Raw genomic sequence first — 14,894 nt, 5'->3', positions numbered from 1 at the left:
AAGTTAGATGATCCTAAAAAGTAATGATATTACCATAAAAAGTAATCAAAACCTACTTACAGTCAAAATGGATAAAAGGTAAGATTTAAACAAGGAAAGAAAATAAAGGAAACGCTTTTAAAGATTAAATCCACATTCCATTCTACCGGGAGGGAAGAAAGTGCATTCGGTACAAGAGGAAAAAGATCATAGAAGATTCTTAAAACAAACGATCGAGCATTACAAACTAGGAAAATATTTTCCCGAAGAGCTGATTCTTCTTGCCAAATCCGATTCCGTTTCTTTTGAATGGATAAGGCATACCGAACACGGAACGATCGTTTTCCTGATGAGCGCCAGCTGCTCCGCCTGCAACATGGATTTCGTGATTTCCTTTATGAGCAGTCACCCCGGATTTAACTACTGCATCCTTTTCGAAGGAAGCCAGGAGTCGGTGGAGGACCTGCGCAAGGAGCTCGATCCGGAGGTGGTGATTCACCGGTGCGAAACGGTTAAACTGCAAACCCAACTCAAGGTAAATGCGGTCCCTTATGCGATTGTGCTCAACAGAGTCGGACAGGCTGTCGGGGCGGATATTTTTGACAAGATGGAAAGATTAAACCGCGCGGCTGCCCCCTTGATCCGGGTCTATAACAATCTGAATCCGGACAAGTGAAATCGCTCACATTTACAATTCGGACGACATGGAGCGCTTTTTCCAAGGTGTATGCGTTTAACAAAATCATCGTCCTCTTCTCCTTGTTCGCTTACATTTTTGCGGCTGTTCAATCGAATGTAAGCGTTTATCTCAGCAAATTTGTAGTAGATCAGCTGACGATCAAAAACTTCTATCTGCTGATGGGCGGTATTGTGCTTTTAATCTTTTTTCAACTGCTGCGGGCGGCTTTGGATGCGTACGCTCAGCTGAAGAGCCGTAAAATGAGCCTGATGTTTGCCATCCAGTGCGAGGGCAAGCTCATCGATCTTGTAGAGAGGACGGACTTGATCGAGAAAGAACATCCGCGTTTCAAAGGCGATTTTTCTTACTGGTCTTACAGCAACAATAAATACTACGATACATACTTAATCGCTATCGGCCTGATCAAACAAATCATACTCGCATCATTGAGCTTGTTCTTTCTTCTTCACTCCTATTGGCTTACGGGAATTCTGGCTCTACTGGTCGGTACGTGGAGAGGTGTTTACGATCTGCTGGCCGTACGCCGGCGGGTTGAAATCAATGAGCGCTTGATGAGGAACACAAGAAGCTACCATTATTATTACGACTTGCTCACTAATTCGGAGAACCAGAAAGAAATGATGCTGTTCCGGCTGTTCCCTTACTTTAGAAAGCGTTGGCTGGACAAGAAAGCGGAGTCCGCTGAGCTGGAAATCAAACTCGATAAAATTAACCATCAACGAACCTTCCGCGGAGAGCTTGTCTCCATCTTGAACACCGGATTAGTCACCGGCATAACAGCCTACCTGATTTATGCAGGAACCCTAAGTATCGGCGATTACGTAGCGATAACGATGGCGCTCAGCATGACAGAAAGCAACATCAACTCTATGTTCACTTCTTATTCGAGATTAAAAGAATACTGCACGCATATCGAGAAGTTGAAGGTGATTGAAGAGAAAAACGAGGTAGCCGTCAGTGTCGAGAAAAACGCCCGGAGCAAACCGTTTGTTTTCGAAAAGGAAATCCGGATTCAAGACTTATCTTTCCAGTATCCGAATCAGTATAAGCTCGCTCTAAACGGGATCAGCGCTGAGATCAAGAAAGGAGAAGTTGTCGCCATTCTGGGTGAGAACGGCTCCGGCAAATCGACACTCATTAAGCTGCTTCTCGGGCTGTATCAGACGGAAGAAGACTCAATCTTTTATGACGGTGTCAGTTTGAAGAACATGGACCGCCTCCATATGTGGCAGAAAAGCAGTGCCGTATTCCAGGACTTTATCCGGTACATGACGGATGTAAGAGAAAATGTGGCTGCCGGCAATATAGCTGAAATCGAAGACTCGGAGAAACTCGAGCGGATGCTTGCCAGAGTCGGTCTGGCCGATGCTTTCGAACACGGCCTGAATAGCCGGTTGGGATTTCTGGACGACGGTGCCGTCAATCTGTCGGGAGGACAATGGCAGAGACTCGCCTTAACCCGTACTTTCGTACGGGAAGACGATGACCTTGTCGTGTTCGATGAACCGACCGCCGCTTTGGACCCGCTTAGCGAAGTCCGTTTGATGAACGAACTTTTGAGCCATTTCAAAGGCAAAACCGTTCTCCTCATTTCCCATCGGGTCGGAGTCGCGCGTAATGCGGACCGCATTATCGTCATGGAACGCGGACGAATTGCCGAGACCGGCAATCACGAGGAACTGCTGGAACGTCAAGGTCTCTACAGCGAGATATGGAATCAGCAGAAACAGTGGTATGTGTAACGAACTTACAAGGAGGGAAATATCCATGACGTCATCTGCCAAACCGTCCCGCTTGTCGGATACCGGTCTGCCTTTAGGCGCCTCGCTGCCTGAACTTCCGGATTACTTGAAGGAAGGCATGGGAGCCGCCTGGAATCAATCGGGCACTATTCGAGTCCTGCTGTTCGCCTCCGTTTATTGCACGCATTGCATAGATCTGCTGCCTCATCTTCAGATGATCGCAGAAAAACACCCGTCTTTTTCCATCCGTCTGTTCACTACCGGAGACGAAGAGGACCATCGCAGCATGAAGGAGTATTTCGGCTGGGATTTCCCTGTGAGCACGATGGATCAAAGCGATATGGAAGCTTATTTCCAGGTTACCGCTCTGCCCTTTATGATGCTTGTGGACGAGTCGGATTCTGTCGCGGCGAAAGGTGTTATTTATAACGTCGATGACTTTGAACAGATCGTACAAATTAACCGGATCTCATCTTCCTAAAACCCGGTATCACGGTGCTTGCGCCTGACGATACAACTCTTTAATGAAAGGAGGTGAATAAGATGGCTTGTGAATGTCCAGATGGAGCTGTTTTGAGTGAGTCCAGAGCTTGCCTGACTGGCTACTGCACGGCTAACGGAACTCAATACCCCAAAATTTTGACTTCCACTAAAAGTGTCGGCTGCAGAGATGGTAGAACAGTAGTTTGCAATTATAATGCTGGCTGCTGCTACTAAGCACTACAAAGGAGAAGGGCCTGTCCCTTCTCTTTTATTCCATTTCAAAGGGGCTGCGTGTATTGAACGCTCAATTGCTTGTCTGCGATCAGATTACGAACAATACCACACTGGGTGGCCATGCTTTAGGCACTGTATTGAATCAAGTGTCTATTCCGGCGCTGCCCTATGTGATCGAAATGCATGTCTTGATAAAACTGTTTGATTTGCCGCGTGATGAATTTGTCGATACCGCTTTAATCATTACAAACTCGTCGGGAGAAATTATTGATCGTACTCCGGCTACCGTTCTGCGTAATTACAGAGGGGAAGATCAGGTTCCCGGAGTCGATCAGGATGTATCCCTCCACTTGATCGTAACGGAACCGGGGATTATTTACATCCGGTGTATCATAAACGGAGAAGAAGCGGCCTGGTACCCGTTAACGATTCGTCTGCAAGAACAAAAAGTTTCTTGAATGCTGGTTACCGTTGCCCCTCTATACAGAAATGGGTGATTATACTTTGATCCAGTGGTTAGGCTACGTTCTGGATATGACTATGTCGGTTCTGTTTTTCATGCCGTTTTACATAAAAGCCAGCCGATTCCGCAATTTCCGCATCGAGTTGTACTCTTACGGCATACTGCCCCGTTCTCTCGTTTCGATAGCGGCTTTGTTTGTATTGTCCGTGGAGTTCGTCCTGTTTCTTTTGTTTGCCACAGGACTGTTCGGAGGGTGGAGGGAGCTTGCCGCAATCGTTTTGCTGGCCGCGTTTGCCTTCTTTTCATGGCGGAAAACAAAACTTACGGGAGTCGATACTTGTGCCTGTTACGGAGAGATCGCATTTCTGAATCGATCCCCGGTTTACCGCAATGCCATTCTAATCGGATTGCTGGTGGCGTGTTTGCTGCTGCATGCTCCCGAACAGGATGGATACGCCAGGATCAATTCGCTTCTTTTTGTAATGGCTCTGTCGATTTCAATCGGGCTGATTCAATCCGCGTGGAACAATAAGAAGAGGAGGAAGCGCAGTGAGCAATCTGCTGTTCCTATGTAATCTGGTATGGTTCCTTGCTTGTGTGCTGCTCTTGTTCATTCATAAGCGAAAAGAGCGTGACGAAGTAACCGCATTGATCGGAGAAATCAAACGACTTTCGAGCAGGCAGGGAAGCGTGACGAGGATTTTATTCGCGGATCACAAGGACCCTGCATTCCAAAAGATCGACTCTCTGCTCTCGACGAGTGCCGACGGTCCCGAATATATCGTGGTGATCGATGCTCCGGCTTGGCTGATTGCGGCCAGGGAAAAGAAGTGGGCGAGACACGAGGCGATAGATGCCAGAATGTTAGCTTCCACTAGCAAAAGCGGGGTTATTGTGACTCGCGGCGGAAAGTACGCCGTTTACGACGAAGCGGCTGCATATCTGGCGTACACGTCATCGTAAGCAAAAAAAGGTAAATAAAATAATCTCATTCGCGGTGGTAATAGCTGCCTTCTTGACGAGCAAACAAAAAAGCACGCAAATTCCTGTAAAGGAATGAGTGTGCTTTAGTATTTGTCCGACAGATCGCTTTTCGGGGGACTAATTCGGGAAGCATGAAAAACAGAAAAGGAGGTCTCCTTTCTTTACAGTGGAGTACCGCCTTTTCCGTCTGTCTTGATTACTTGATGATCGGCTCCGTAACCTCTCTGCGCAGCAGAGCGATTTCATGTTTGTACGGAGCGTTTTTATATTTAACGGGACCGATGGAGGGAGTCTCCAACAGTTTAGGCACTCGATCGAACTGGGGGTGATGGACGATATAATCAAGGGCTTTAAGCCCGATAAAACCGTGTCCGATGTTTTCATGCCGGTCTTTGCGGGAGCCTCGTTCATTTTTGGAATCATTGACATGAATGACCTGAATGCGGTCCAGCCCGACGATTTGATCGAATTCATGCAGAACTCCGTCGAAATCCTCGGCGATATTGTATCCGGCATCGTGGATATGACACGTATCGAGGCAGACGGATAGCCGTTCATTATGGGTCACTCCGTCGATGATCTCAGCAAGCTCTTCGAACGTTCGGCCGCATTCCGTTCCTTTGCCCGCCATCGCTTCGAGTGAAACTTGGACATCCCTTTTTTCCGTCAGAACCTCGTTCAATCCCTCGATAATTCTCCGAATCCCGGCTTGAGCACCTGCTCCCATATGTGCGCCGGGGTGAAGGACGATTTGATTCGATCCCAACGCTTCCGTCCGCTGAATCTCAGAACGCAGAAACTCGATGCTGTGCTCGAAAGTCCGCGTATTCACGGTATTCCCCAAATTAATGAGAAAAGGGGCGTGAACCACGATATTCGAAATGCCATGGGCTTTCATATGCGCTTTCCCCGCTTCAAGGTTGAACGCTTCAATAGGTTTGCGCCGTGTATTTTGCGGAGCGCCCGTGTAAATCAGAAAAGTCGTTGCGCCATAGGATGCCGCTTCTTCGCTTGCCCGCAGCAGCATCGTTTTTCCGCTCATGGAGACATGCGAACCGATAAGCAGCGACATGTTCTCGCCCCCTGTCAATTGTAGGATGTCTTAGTGATGGAAGAACGTCGGGGAAGGTGTCCTTTATGTTTGGATTTATTTCTAGTTTAACAGTTGCTGCCTCTTGTGTTGAGAGGGAGATGCAGGGAAAGAAAAAAGACCGAGGTTTCCCGTGGCCTATTTGTTTGGCGAAAACCAATTAGTTAAATAAAATACATATTTTGTTAATATATTTCTCCTTAATCTTTAAGAATAGTACAGAAAAATATAAATAATAAAACTGCCAATTCTAAAATTTAACAATTATAATCAAAGAATCAATTTCAAGGAGTGAGTATAACAATGAGAGGGTATATTTTGATTTGCAAGTGGTTTTTCTTAATCAGCGTGGTCATGTTATTTTTCAGTTTTCAAAGTAGTGTCTATGCAGCTGCTGTGGGTGATAAGTTGATTGCGTCTGAAACAGGCTGGATTAGGTTCGATGATAAAGATCCATTAGTAAAAAGAAGCAATGGCACGTGGGGATTTGTCCCGTCGATGGAACCAACGCAAACTTATCAGGGGGGGGGTATTATTATAGTAAAGACAAAGGTGCCAAAATTTCATTTTCATTTACCGGCACTAAGTTTCGGCTTATTGCCCCCATATATAAATTACAGTCGTCTGACATTACTGTAAAAGTTGACGGCGTAGTAGTTGACAAATATTCTACTTATTCTGCGACGCAATTAATCCATCAAGCTATCGTTTACGAATCTGCTTTAGAAGATGGAAAACACGACATCGAAATCATTAACAATGACGCAGGAAAAGAACTGGAAGTTGATGCTATTGATTTGTATGGCAGCGGCAAGTTAGTTGATATTAATGCCCCCTTACATTTAAATGCGACAGGTGGAGACAGTCAGGTAACATTAAGTTGGAATGCCGTTAAAAACTCAGATTCATATACGATACGATATGGAACTAATTCTGGTAATTATACACAAACTGTTATCGCGACTAAAGATGTTTATGGGCATTATGCTATCCCGAATTTAGTAAATGGAACTACATATTACTTTGTAGTAACAGCCACAGTAAATGGTGTTGAATCCGGTTTTTCGAATGAAGCTTCCGCTACGCCCAAGCCGATAAGGAACTGAATCCAAACCCATCAGTCGAAAGAGCAATACTGACGAGATACCTTACCAACGGAACAGAGAAAGAATATGACTTATCCATGACGGAAGTCAACTCATTTATAAGCTGGTACGATGCAAAGGATTTGGGAGATGGCCCAGCTAAATATAAATTCGTCAAAACATGGAATAAAGGACCTTTTAAAAATAGGACGGAGTACATTATTTTCGATAAAATATTGACCTTTAATGTCGATGAGTATTGATTTGGCTTTGCCGACAAAGAACTTTTATTTAATAGTTTAAGCCGCAACCGTTTCCGGTATCCACTTGGAAGCGGTTGTTTGATTTAAACTTTATCTCACGAATGGAATACTTGCAGGCGGGCGGCAAATTCGGCAAAATTGCCGGCTATCTCCCTGACGTTCTGCTCCATCAGCTCCTGTGCCTCTTCGAGCGATTCAGACTCGCTTTCCGCGTCCTCCCGCACCATCGCTTCCTCGTGATCCATGAGAACAACGGCAGGGCAGGAAGGGTTCGTGCGGTAATCGAACAAGTAATTGTTGCCGCTGCTTACGCTCCACGCAAAAGGAATGAGCCGTTTGGGATCGGGGTTCACCTCATCCACAAGACTCCGGTTTGTTTCAATAAAGCGTTCATCCAGCTCGGAAAATCGGACTTCCCAATCGGTAACGTCTCCGTTTTCAACGAAGTTATATCCCTGCTGCTCCGCGTTTTGCAGAAAGCTCAAATAATCGGATGGGAAAACGATTCCATAGTATTGCTCGATTTTTTTCAATGCATGGTTTTTCATAGGCTGCGTCCCTCTTTCTTTCACGTTCGGATCGTTTATGATAGATAAAGTATAACTCATTAAAAATAAAGGAGAAATACCATGCAAATTGTTTCGGCAGCCGATGCGGATTTTGATTACCTGCGTGATCGCGACCCTCATATTGAAGAAAATCTGATTCTGCCCAAAATTAGACACAAAGAAATTTATATGCTGCGGAATGAAGAGAACGCGACCATCGGTTGGATGAGATACGGATACTTTTGGGATAACACTCCGTTTATGAACATGCTCTGGATCGACGAACCGTATCGGGGCGGAGGTTTCGGAAAAAAAGTTGTCCTTTTCTGGGAAAAAGAAATGACACAACGCGGGTTCAAGCTGGTTATGACATCTACCTTGGCCAATGAAGAAGCGCAGCATTTTTACAGAAAGTTGGGGTACCGGGATGCGGGATGTTTGCTGCTTGAAAACGAACCCCTGGAAATCATCATGACAAAGAGATTGTTACCAACCCTATCATCTTCTAAGTAGGATGGAAAGTAATGGTTCGGGTAATGGTGCAAAGGACAAGGACGTGAATCGAGTGGATAAAAAAGCGAAAAAAATATTGGCAACCACTTTTTGGTCTGCCGCGGGCTGGAAAAACAGACCGGACGTTTATGCCGGTGAGGATTTCGAGTATGCCAAAAGCAAAGGACTCATGTTCGATCCCCTTACCACTGGGCATGACGAACTGGTCAAACGGCTTCGCGACCTCCATCAGACCCTCACCAAAGAGCAGGTAGCCGCCGCGTTTCTGCATAGTCTTTCTACCAAAAAGGTCCATTTGCGAAGCGCCCTTTCAAGCTGGGCTTTGACTGCGGAGATTCCCCTTCATACATATGGCGAACGGAGCGCAGTGCGGCCCAATTACAGCAGCTGCGGGGACTGCAATTACCGGGGGATGCTGTCGGACCGCGAATATGTGAATGCGGATCTGAACGTGCTGAATTTCGAGCGGGTCAAATGGGGAGGAATCCGTTTGAACCAGCTTCTTTACTGCTGGCTGGATCTCGAATTGTTCAGCAAAGAAGAAGCCTTTGAGGTTACCGCCGAGGATAGGGCCATCCTTCGCAATATGACCGAAGCGATTCAGGAATGTGAGGATCATGATAGCGCCCGGAAGCTGGAAAAGCGCTGGAAGGATATACTCCCGTCGAGCAAGAATGAACGGGATGTGGTCATGGAAATATGGGGATATGCCGGATTGCTGGTGCCGGGGGACACACCTCGCAAGCGTCGCGGCGGAGATCATGATTTCAATTCCGTGGCGGTTTGGCAGGGGGATGACCGCTATTCGCGGGAAGCGATGGAGTTTTATTTCGGGACGTATTTGTAAGGAAAGAGTATTAAGTTAGAAAGTTGAAAGGGGGAATAATAATCAAATATCTTACGGCTGCATTAATAACATCTGTCCTTTTTACTTTTTCCATGAGTGCATACTTTATGAACAAGGTGTTAGTTGATTTTCCAACTCTACTAACCTTATTCGGTTTTTATGGCACTCCTATAATTTTGTTGATCGGCACCCCTGTTTCTTTTGTATTGGATAAAATTAGCCGACGTTTTTTTCTGAAAGAATATAAGAGGAAGCTAGCTTTGCTTATTATGTTTTTAATTACAGGTACGGTGATTTCGTTGGTGTATAACATTTACTTGGGATTCCTGGAGGAATTTGTCCTGAAGCTGGGATTAGTTGCTTCAATGATTTTTTATTTTGCGCTGCTGTTTACAAAGCTAATATTTCGGAGTAACACTAAATCCTCACCTTCACTCTAATCTAAATCCTACAGGGCCGCTGAACCGACTGGTTTAACGGTCCCTTTTTTTGAGCAACTTGCCCCGATTGACAGACCTTGGAATGAGGAGTATGATGACTTTAGATTTAGTAAATTAGTAAATCAGTAAATTAGTGAATCGAAAATTTTAGTAAAATGAATTGGAGCGTGTTAATTATGAAAATCCCGACAACGTTAAAACATAAGCCGGTCATCGTATCGGAAAATTACGAACAGGTCGACGGTCGCCTCGCCCGCAACACGGACGCCAAAGGATTGTCTTTGGGGCTGGCCCAGTGGAATGACCGGGGAAAGGTCGATATTTCGGCCAAAGTATGGAGGCACACAGGGGAAAAATGGTCCAGACAGTCCGAGGAACTGCCTATGCACCGTGTTCTTGACCTCGCTATTCTGATTTGCAGAAGCAGCTTATATTTTCAGGATGCTTACCGGTTTCCGAAATTATACGATCCAGAGAATCCTATGATTGACCGTATCGGGCTGCAGGGGGACGCGATGAGTGTGTCCGTTTGCGAAGACAATCCCATGCTGGATCAAGACATTAAGCTGTTTGCCCAAGCTCTTAACGAGGATGGCGAAATGATCGGGGAACGGCTTCGCGTGTTATCCCGGCTGCTGGAGGAAATGGGGTACTGACCCCCTTTAAAGAGGTGAAAAGCGATGAACGTCAACCAGGAATACTACGTATCTCCTGACAGGCAGCTGACAGATGCGGAACAAGCGCTGGTTTGGAAAAAGCCGCTCTCCCATATGGTCAGCGAAGAGGAAATACGTATTTGCCAGGAAATCAAGCGCAATTGGAACCGCGGAGAAATGAAAATCGCCACTATTTTGCTCGAAGGGGACGCCGGCTCCGGTAAAACCCAGCTTGCCAAAGCCTTGTCGGCTGATTTGGGTCTGCCTTATACGAAAGTGACCTGTTTTGCCGATATGGATAAATCCGATATTATCGGGGCCATATTGCCGGTTATTTCACCGGACCGAGTTGAGAACATGGAGCCGGCGGAGCAAACCGTTTTGAGGGCCTTATATGACAGCGACGGTTTTCAAAGCGCGGCTGAACTCGTGATGAACGTGCTGGGAGTTACCCGGGAACAGGCTGCCTTAACGATGAAGCAGCTGCTGAACAAGATAGAGCAAAACTCCGGTGACGATGTGGTGGAGTACCGGTTTTATCCTTCCGAAATCGTCAGAGCCTATCGAAACGGCTATCTTCTCGAAATTCAGGAACCGACCGTTATCCGGGACGCTGCGGTGCTTATGGCGCTCAACTCCGCCTTGGAGCCGGATGGCAGCATCAACCTTCCCACGGAAATCGTACGCAGACACCCCGATTTCGTCGCGGTCATCACAACCAACCGCAGTTATGCGGGAACAAGACCGTTAAACGAAGCCCTGCGCGACAGAGTTCAGCATTCGGAAAAGATGGACCTGCCGACCAAAGAAATCATGGTAGAGCGGGCCATGTCTAAGACCGGTTACAAGAATGAGAAGGTACTGGATACTTTAGCGGATGTCATTGTGGTTTTGGATAAAACCGCCCGGGCCCATGGGATTAAAGGCGTGGCGGGCATGCGTTCCTACTTTTACTGGGCGGATGCGGTGGCCGGCGGCGCTCCAGCAAATGAATCTCTGTACCACAAAGTCATCTACAAAATAACAACCGATTCCGAAGAGATCCGCCTACTGGAAGAAGCGTTAAAAAACCGAGGATTGCTGGACGTTCTTGACCAAGTCGATGCCGAAGCAAAAAAAAAAGAATAACGGACGAAGCGGAACTCAAAACAGAGGGAACGATCGGCAGCACGGATTTTGAACACGGTGATGAGCTTGAAGAACAAGGGATTGTTTTGAAAAAATCCGCCGATAGTGACGAAAATACGTCCGAGGTTTCGGATGACTCGACCACTACGGAATTTTCAGATAGGGAAGAGGACGGGGCTCCGAAGTATCATCAGGCCAATCTTGAAACGAAGTCCGACGAAGCCAGGCAAAAGGAGCGGGATTACCGCAAAAAGCTGAATCGCGACGCCCGCGAGGTCGTGTCCGGTTCCATTCATAACAAGGTGAAGCTAATTGTTCACCGTCCAAATTATGATAACGATTCCGAGCGGGAATATGCCCGTCTAAGCGAGGAACTTATGCCTGTCGTCCGGGAGATTGCCAGAAAAACACTTCCGCTGCTGGAACACGAGACTTCTTCGGAATTTGCGAGGCGGCAATTTTATGGCAGCAAATTTCAGGCGGACAGCATCGCGTACCGGGATTTCAGGACGTTCGCCAAGAAACTTCCTCCGACCGATTCTCCCTCTCTTGTGGTCGGTCTAAGGGTGGACGAATCGGCATCCATGTCCGCTTTCGGCAGGCTGGAAGCCGCAAAGCGTGCGGTGATAGCCGTCTACGAGTTCTGCCAAATCTGCCGGATACCCGTCTTGATCTACGGAGATACGGCGGATGCTTCCAGGCTGGAACAAATGTCGATTTACGCCTATACCGATTTGGACAAAACCGATCCCAACGACCGGTACAGACTGACGGGCATTCGCGCCAGAAGCAACAATCGCGACGGAATGGCTCTTCGTATAATCGCAGACCGGTTAGCCGGCTCCCCGCAGCAGACCAAATTGCTCATCAGCATAAGCGACGGGCAGCCCAAAGCGATGGACGATTATACCGGAACCTACGCCGTCCGGGATATGCAGCAGACCATGGCCGAATATGAACGCAAAGGAATCACCTTCCTAGCAGCCGCGATTGGCCAGGATAAGGATGTCATTCATCAGATCTATGGAAGCGAGAGATTTTTGGACATCACGAGTCTGCCGGATTTGCCGGCTAAGCTAGTCCGGATTATCGCCCGGTATTTGTAAAAGTATATGGATTAGATAGATGCGAAAGGAGAGAAAAATATGGATAAAACGAAGCGCAAGGAGCTTTTGGAAGAGTATAAGCAGGTGAAGACCTACATGGGTGCCATTCAAATTCTCAACAAGACTAACGGTAAACTATACGTGGATACCTACCCCAACCTGAAAAACAAATGGATCACCCTGCAGGCCCAGCTGGACATGGGCAGGTTTGCCAATTTGCAGCTTCAGAAGGACTGGAAGGAACTGGGGGCGGAAAACTTCGCCTTCGAGGTGCTGGAGCAGAAAGAGGCTTCGGAAATTACAGACATGCGCTGGGAGCGGAAGCAGTTGAAAAAGCGGTGGCTGGAGAAGCTGCAGCCTTACGGGGACAGGGGATATAATAAGCCGCCTGTAGAGTGATAGAATGATTTTTTTATAACCTCTTAAAATTTTCCGTAATTCTCGTCAATTGAGAGCCTAATCCTAATATGGTATATTTTACTAGTAAATACCGAATAAAAGGATAGAGGAGAGGGCGAAACGTGAGGAAAATTGGAGTTCTTATTTTAGCGGCCGCCGTAGGTATAGGCTTCAGCAGCGGCTTACACCTGCCATCTGCGTCAGCAGCACAACCGACTTCGATCGCTATTCCGACCAATTTGGCTTTAGGCGGCAAGGTAACGGCAAGCGGAGAGTACGCGCCGCACCAAGGGAAGGATAAAGCGTTCGACCAGGATGTTTTTTCAAAATGGTTGACATTCAGCAGTCCGGCCTGGCTTCAATATGAATTTCCAGCTGCAAAAGTCGTCACCTCATACACCATCACTTCCGCGGAGGACGAACCTTACAGAGACCCGAAAAGCTGGGTATTAAAAGGCTCTAATGACGGATCTAACTGGACTCAGCTGGACATACGGCAGAATCAAAGCTTTACTTCCCGGCATCAAACGAAAACTTATTCATTTACCAATCAGACAGCTTATAAATTCGTGAAATTCGATGACTTTAACAATCAGAACGGAAGCGGTATTCTGCAGCTGTCTGAAATCAAATTGTTCGACGGCAGCGCAAAGACATGGAGTACGACCAAACCCACCGTTACGGCCAGCGGAGAACATACGCCTACCAACATCAAAGAGAACCTGGTGGATGGAACAAGCGTGACCAAGTGGTTGATTAAAGACGATACCGCATGGCTTAAGTTCGATTTCGGCCAACAGGTGACGCTCGATGGCTACGCGCTTACCGCAGCTAATGACAGACCCGAACGCGATCCCAAGAGCTGGGTTCTTCAAGGGTCGAACGATGACAAGACCTGGACCAGTATAGACACGAAAAGCGACGAGAACTTCAACGTCCGGCATCAGCGCAAGCATTACCTTCTAACGAACAATACCAAGGCCTATCAATATTATCGGCTCAACAATATAAAAAATCACAGCGGAAACTCCATACAATTAGGTGAAGTTGAGTTTTCGCGCACCAATGATATCGGGCATGCCGTCAGCCCGGTCATCGAAGTAAAGAACCTGGATTCATCGGGCAACGGCAGCTTATTCACCAAAGCCCTTCCCAATGCCAAGAAAGAAATATTAGCGGTCGCACGTAAAGTACACGAATTGTTATACAGTAATCCCGCAGATGCCCCTGTTGACGTCAAAAAAATCCTGGTCACGATTGAAGATGTTCCCGGAGTGGCTTGGACATCGGGAGACGCTACGCAGAAAACGGTTGGTTTCAGTTCCCAGTATCTGAAAAAATTCGTAGCTAGCCCTTCGAAATCGCTGCGCGAAGAAATCATCGGCATTCTTTATCATGAGATAGGTCATGTTTATCAGTACAGCAACTTCGATGTGGAAGCGATAGCCGACAGCCTGCGTTTTGAAGCAGGCTACCATGACCGGTATAGCGCCACCAAGGGTGGAACCTGGCAGACGAAAGGCACGGCAAACTTCCTTCGCTGGATTGAAGACACGAAGAAACGCGGCTTCATCCGTGAACTGAACGCGGCTCCAATCCCTTACAACATCATCGGGAATGCCAATGAAATTCAGTTGTGGAAAGAACGCCAATTTAAAGTGATTACCGGAACAGACGTGAACACGCTTTGGAGTCAGTATCAGGAGACGTTGACTAATTAGCGGTGAACTGAGATGTAAATATAGTTTGTGAGAACGTAAATTTTCGGATGTATTTCCGAGGTTTGCGTTCTTTATGTTTTTGATGAAAAGAAGGTTAGAGGTTCGTTTAGTTCGTAAAAAGAAAGATATAACGATTACGCAAGCCAGAGCGTGATAGGACATGCACTTTGGGGAGTAAATCTTTCTCGACTTTCCGCATTCAACCGAAAAGAGGTGATATCCCATGATAACTCAAAAAGTATCCGATAGATTTGCAAAGGAAAAATCATCGTATTTGCTGCAACACGCGCATAATGCGGTGAATTGGTTAAGGTCGCCAAACGCGACAACTAACTTTTCTTCTTAATCTATTGGGTAATTACTATTTATTGACCCACACGTACCTGTCATTGATGGGATGTTCGCGTGAATCAATTATTTTAGGAACTTCTGTGATTGGATTAAGCGTGAGTTTTTGTTTGAAGTGAAGAACAACTTTCGTCATAATCTTCCAATTCATAGTATAATGTGACT

General features: G+C 46.7%; 15 protein-coding genes and 1 pseudogene. 14 read left to right on the top strand and 2 right to left on the bottom strand.

Translation table 11 applies throughout. The features are described 5' to 3' along the window. The first annotated feature begins 160 nt into the window (after positions 1-160). The 6 genes from ACI48J_RS16520 to ACI48J_RS16495 all read left to right on the top strand — a co-directional run bounded on the left by ACI48J_RS16520 (position 161) and on the right by ACI48J_RS16495 (position 4,564). On the top strand, positions 161-655 hold the full coding sequence (locus ACI48J_RS16520) for a hypothetical protein (RefSeq protein ID WP_326055715.1): 495 nt from the start codon (positions 161-163) through the stop codon (positions 653-655). Positions 656-702: 47 nt separating this feature from the next. Next, positions 703-2,421, top strand: a complete 1,719-nt coding sequence (locus ACI48J_RS16515) for an ATP-binding cassette domain-containing protein (RefSeq protein ID WP_405079318.1) — start codon at positions 703-705, stop codon at positions 2,419-2,421. A 25-nt stretch (positions 2,422-2,446) separates the two neighbouring features. Continuing rightward, complete coding sequence (locus ACI48J_RS16510) at positions 2,447-2,902, top strand: TlpA family protein disulfide reductase (protein WP_405079316.1); 456 nt, start codon at positions 2,447-2,449, stop codon at positions 2,900-2,902. Between the two features lie 298 nt (positions 2,903-3,200). Continuing rightward, a complete protein-coding gene (locus tag ACI48J_RS16505; RefSeq protein ID WP_405079314.1) occupies positions 3,201-3,596 on the top strand; it encodes a hypothetical protein in 396 nt (131 codons plus the stop codon). 46 nt (positions 3,597-3,642) lie between these two features. Beyond that, positions 3,643-4,176, top strand: coding sequence for a MauE/DoxX family redox-associated membrane protein (locus ACI48J_RS16500; protein ID WP_405079313.1), 534 nt, complete (start codon positions 3,643-3,645; stop codon positions 4,174-4,176). Further along, a complete protein-coding gene (locus ACI48J_RS16495) occupies positions 4,151-4,564 on the top strand; it encodes a hypothetical protein (RefSeq protein ID WP_405079312.1) in 414 nt (137 codons plus the stop codon). Before ACI48J_RS16500 ends, ACI48J_RS16495 begins: the two co-directional genes overlap by 26 nt. Positions 4,565-4,781: 217 nt before the next feature. On the opposite strand, the gene ACI48J_RS16490 is transcribed toward ACI48J_RS16495, so the two are convergent. Beyond that, entirely contained in the window at positions 4,782-5,657 is an 876-nt protein-coding gene (locus tag ACI48J_RS16490) for a deoxyribonuclease IV (protein ID WP_405079311.1), read from the bottom strand. 497 nt (positions 5,658-6,154) lie between these two features. On the opposite strand from ACI48J_RS16490, the gene ACI48J_RS16485 reads away from it, so the two are divergent. After that, positions 6,155-6,781, top strand: a complete 627-nt coding sequence (locus ACI48J_RS16485) for a fibronectin type III domain-containing protein (RefSeq protein ID WP_405079310.1) — start codon at positions 6,155-6,157, stop codon at positions 6,779-6,781. Between the two features lie 337 nt (positions 6,782-7,118). Here the strand turns inward: ACI48J_RS16485 and ACI48J_RS16480 are convergent, their stop codons facing one another. Next, a complete protein-coding gene (locus ACI48J_RS16480) occupies positions 7,119-7,571 on the bottom strand; it encodes an SMI1/KNR4 family protein (protein ID WP_326055703.1) in 453 nt (150 codons plus the stop codon). Between the two features lie 81 nt (positions 7,572-7,652). On the opposite strand from ACI48J_RS16480, the gene ACI48J_RS16475 reads away from it, so the two are divergent. From ACI48J_RS16475 to ACI48J_RS16445, 7 genes and pseudogenes are all read left to right on the top strand, one after another. Next, the gene (locus ACI48J_RS16475; protein ID WP_405079308.1) at positions 7,653-8,084 is read left to right on the top strand and encodes a GNAT family N-acetyltransferase; all 432 of its coding nucleotides are present in this window, start codon (positions 7,653-7,655) and stop codon (positions 8,082-8,084) included. Positions 8,085-8,136: 52 nt separating this feature from the next. Beyond that, positions 8,137-8,931: a hypothetical protein gene (locus ACI48J_RS16470; protein ID WP_405079307.1), complete on the top strand. Its 795-nt coding sequence runs from the start codon at positions 8,137-8,139 to the stop codon at positions 8,929-8,931. 616 nt (positions 8,932-9,547) lie between these two features. Further along, positions 9,548-10,027, top strand: coding sequence for a DUF6530 family protein (locus ACI48J_RS16465; RefSeq protein WP_405079306.1), 480 nt, complete (start codon positions 9,548-9,550; stop codon positions 10,025-10,027). A gap of 24 nt (positions 10,028-10,051) precedes the next feature. Continuing rightward, positions 10,052-10,297: pseudogene (locus ACI48J_RS16460) on the top strand (ATPase); the annotation flags it as partial. Positions 10,298-11,241: 944 nt separating this feature from the next. Beyond that, on the top strand, positions 11,242-12,261 hold the full coding sequence (locus ACI48J_RS16455; protein ID WP_405079305.1) for a vWA domain-containing protein: 1,020 nt from the start codon (positions 11,242-11,244) through the stop codon (positions 12,259-12,261). Positions 12,262-12,300: 39 nt separating this feature from the next. Continuing rightward, positions 12,301-12,660: a GIY-YIG nuclease family protein gene (locus ACI48J_RS16450; RefSeq protein WP_405079304.1), complete on the top strand. Its 360-nt coding sequence runs from the start codon at positions 12,301-12,303 to the stop codon at positions 12,658-12,660. 122 nt (positions 12,661-12,782) lie between these two features. Then, the gene (locus tag ACI48J_RS16445) at positions 12,783-14,381 is read left to right on the top strand and encodes a basic secretory protein-like protein (RefSeq protein ID WP_405079303.1); all 1,599 of its coding nucleotides are present in this window, start codon (positions 12,783-12,785) and stop codon (positions 14,379-14,381) included. Positions 14,382-14,894 lie beyond the last annotated feature (513 nt).

Source organism: Paenibacillus chitinolyticus, assembly GCF_045038035.1.
GTDB lineage: Bacteria > Bacillota > Bacilli > Paenibacillales > NBRC-103111 > Paenibacillus_F > Paenibacillus_F chitinolyticus_A.
The sequence above is the reverse complement of the archived record's forward strand: the minus strand, read 5'-3'. Positions and strand labels throughout refer to the sequence as shown.

Excerpts from the sequence above, each read along its gene's own strand:
- ACI48J_RS16490 (WP_405079311.1), bottom strand. The coding sequence starts at position 5,657 with ATGTCGCTGCTTATCGGTTCGCATGTCTCCATGAGCGGAAAAACGATG.
- ACI48J_RS16510 (WP_405079316.1), top strand. The coding sequence starts at position 2,447 with ATGACGTCATCTGCCAAACCGTCCCGCTTGTCGGATACCGGTCTGCCT.
- ACI48J_RS16465 (WP_405079306.1), top strand. The coding sequence starts at position 9,548 with ATGAAAATCCCGACAACGTTAAAACATAAGCCGGTCATCGTATCGGAA.
- ACI48J_RS16480 (WP_326055703.1), bottom strand. The coding sequence starts at position 7,571 with ATGAAAAACCATGCATTGAAAAAAATCGAGCAATACTATGGAATCGTT.
- ACI48J_RS16450 (WP_405079304.1), top strand. The coding sequence starts at position 12,301 with ATGGATAAAACGAAGCGCAAGGAGCTTTTGGAAGAGTATAAGCAGGTG.
- ACI48J_RS16475 (WP_405079308.1), top strand. The coding sequence starts at position 7,653 with ATGCAAATTGTTTCGGCAGCCGATGCGGATTTTGATTACCTGCGTGAT.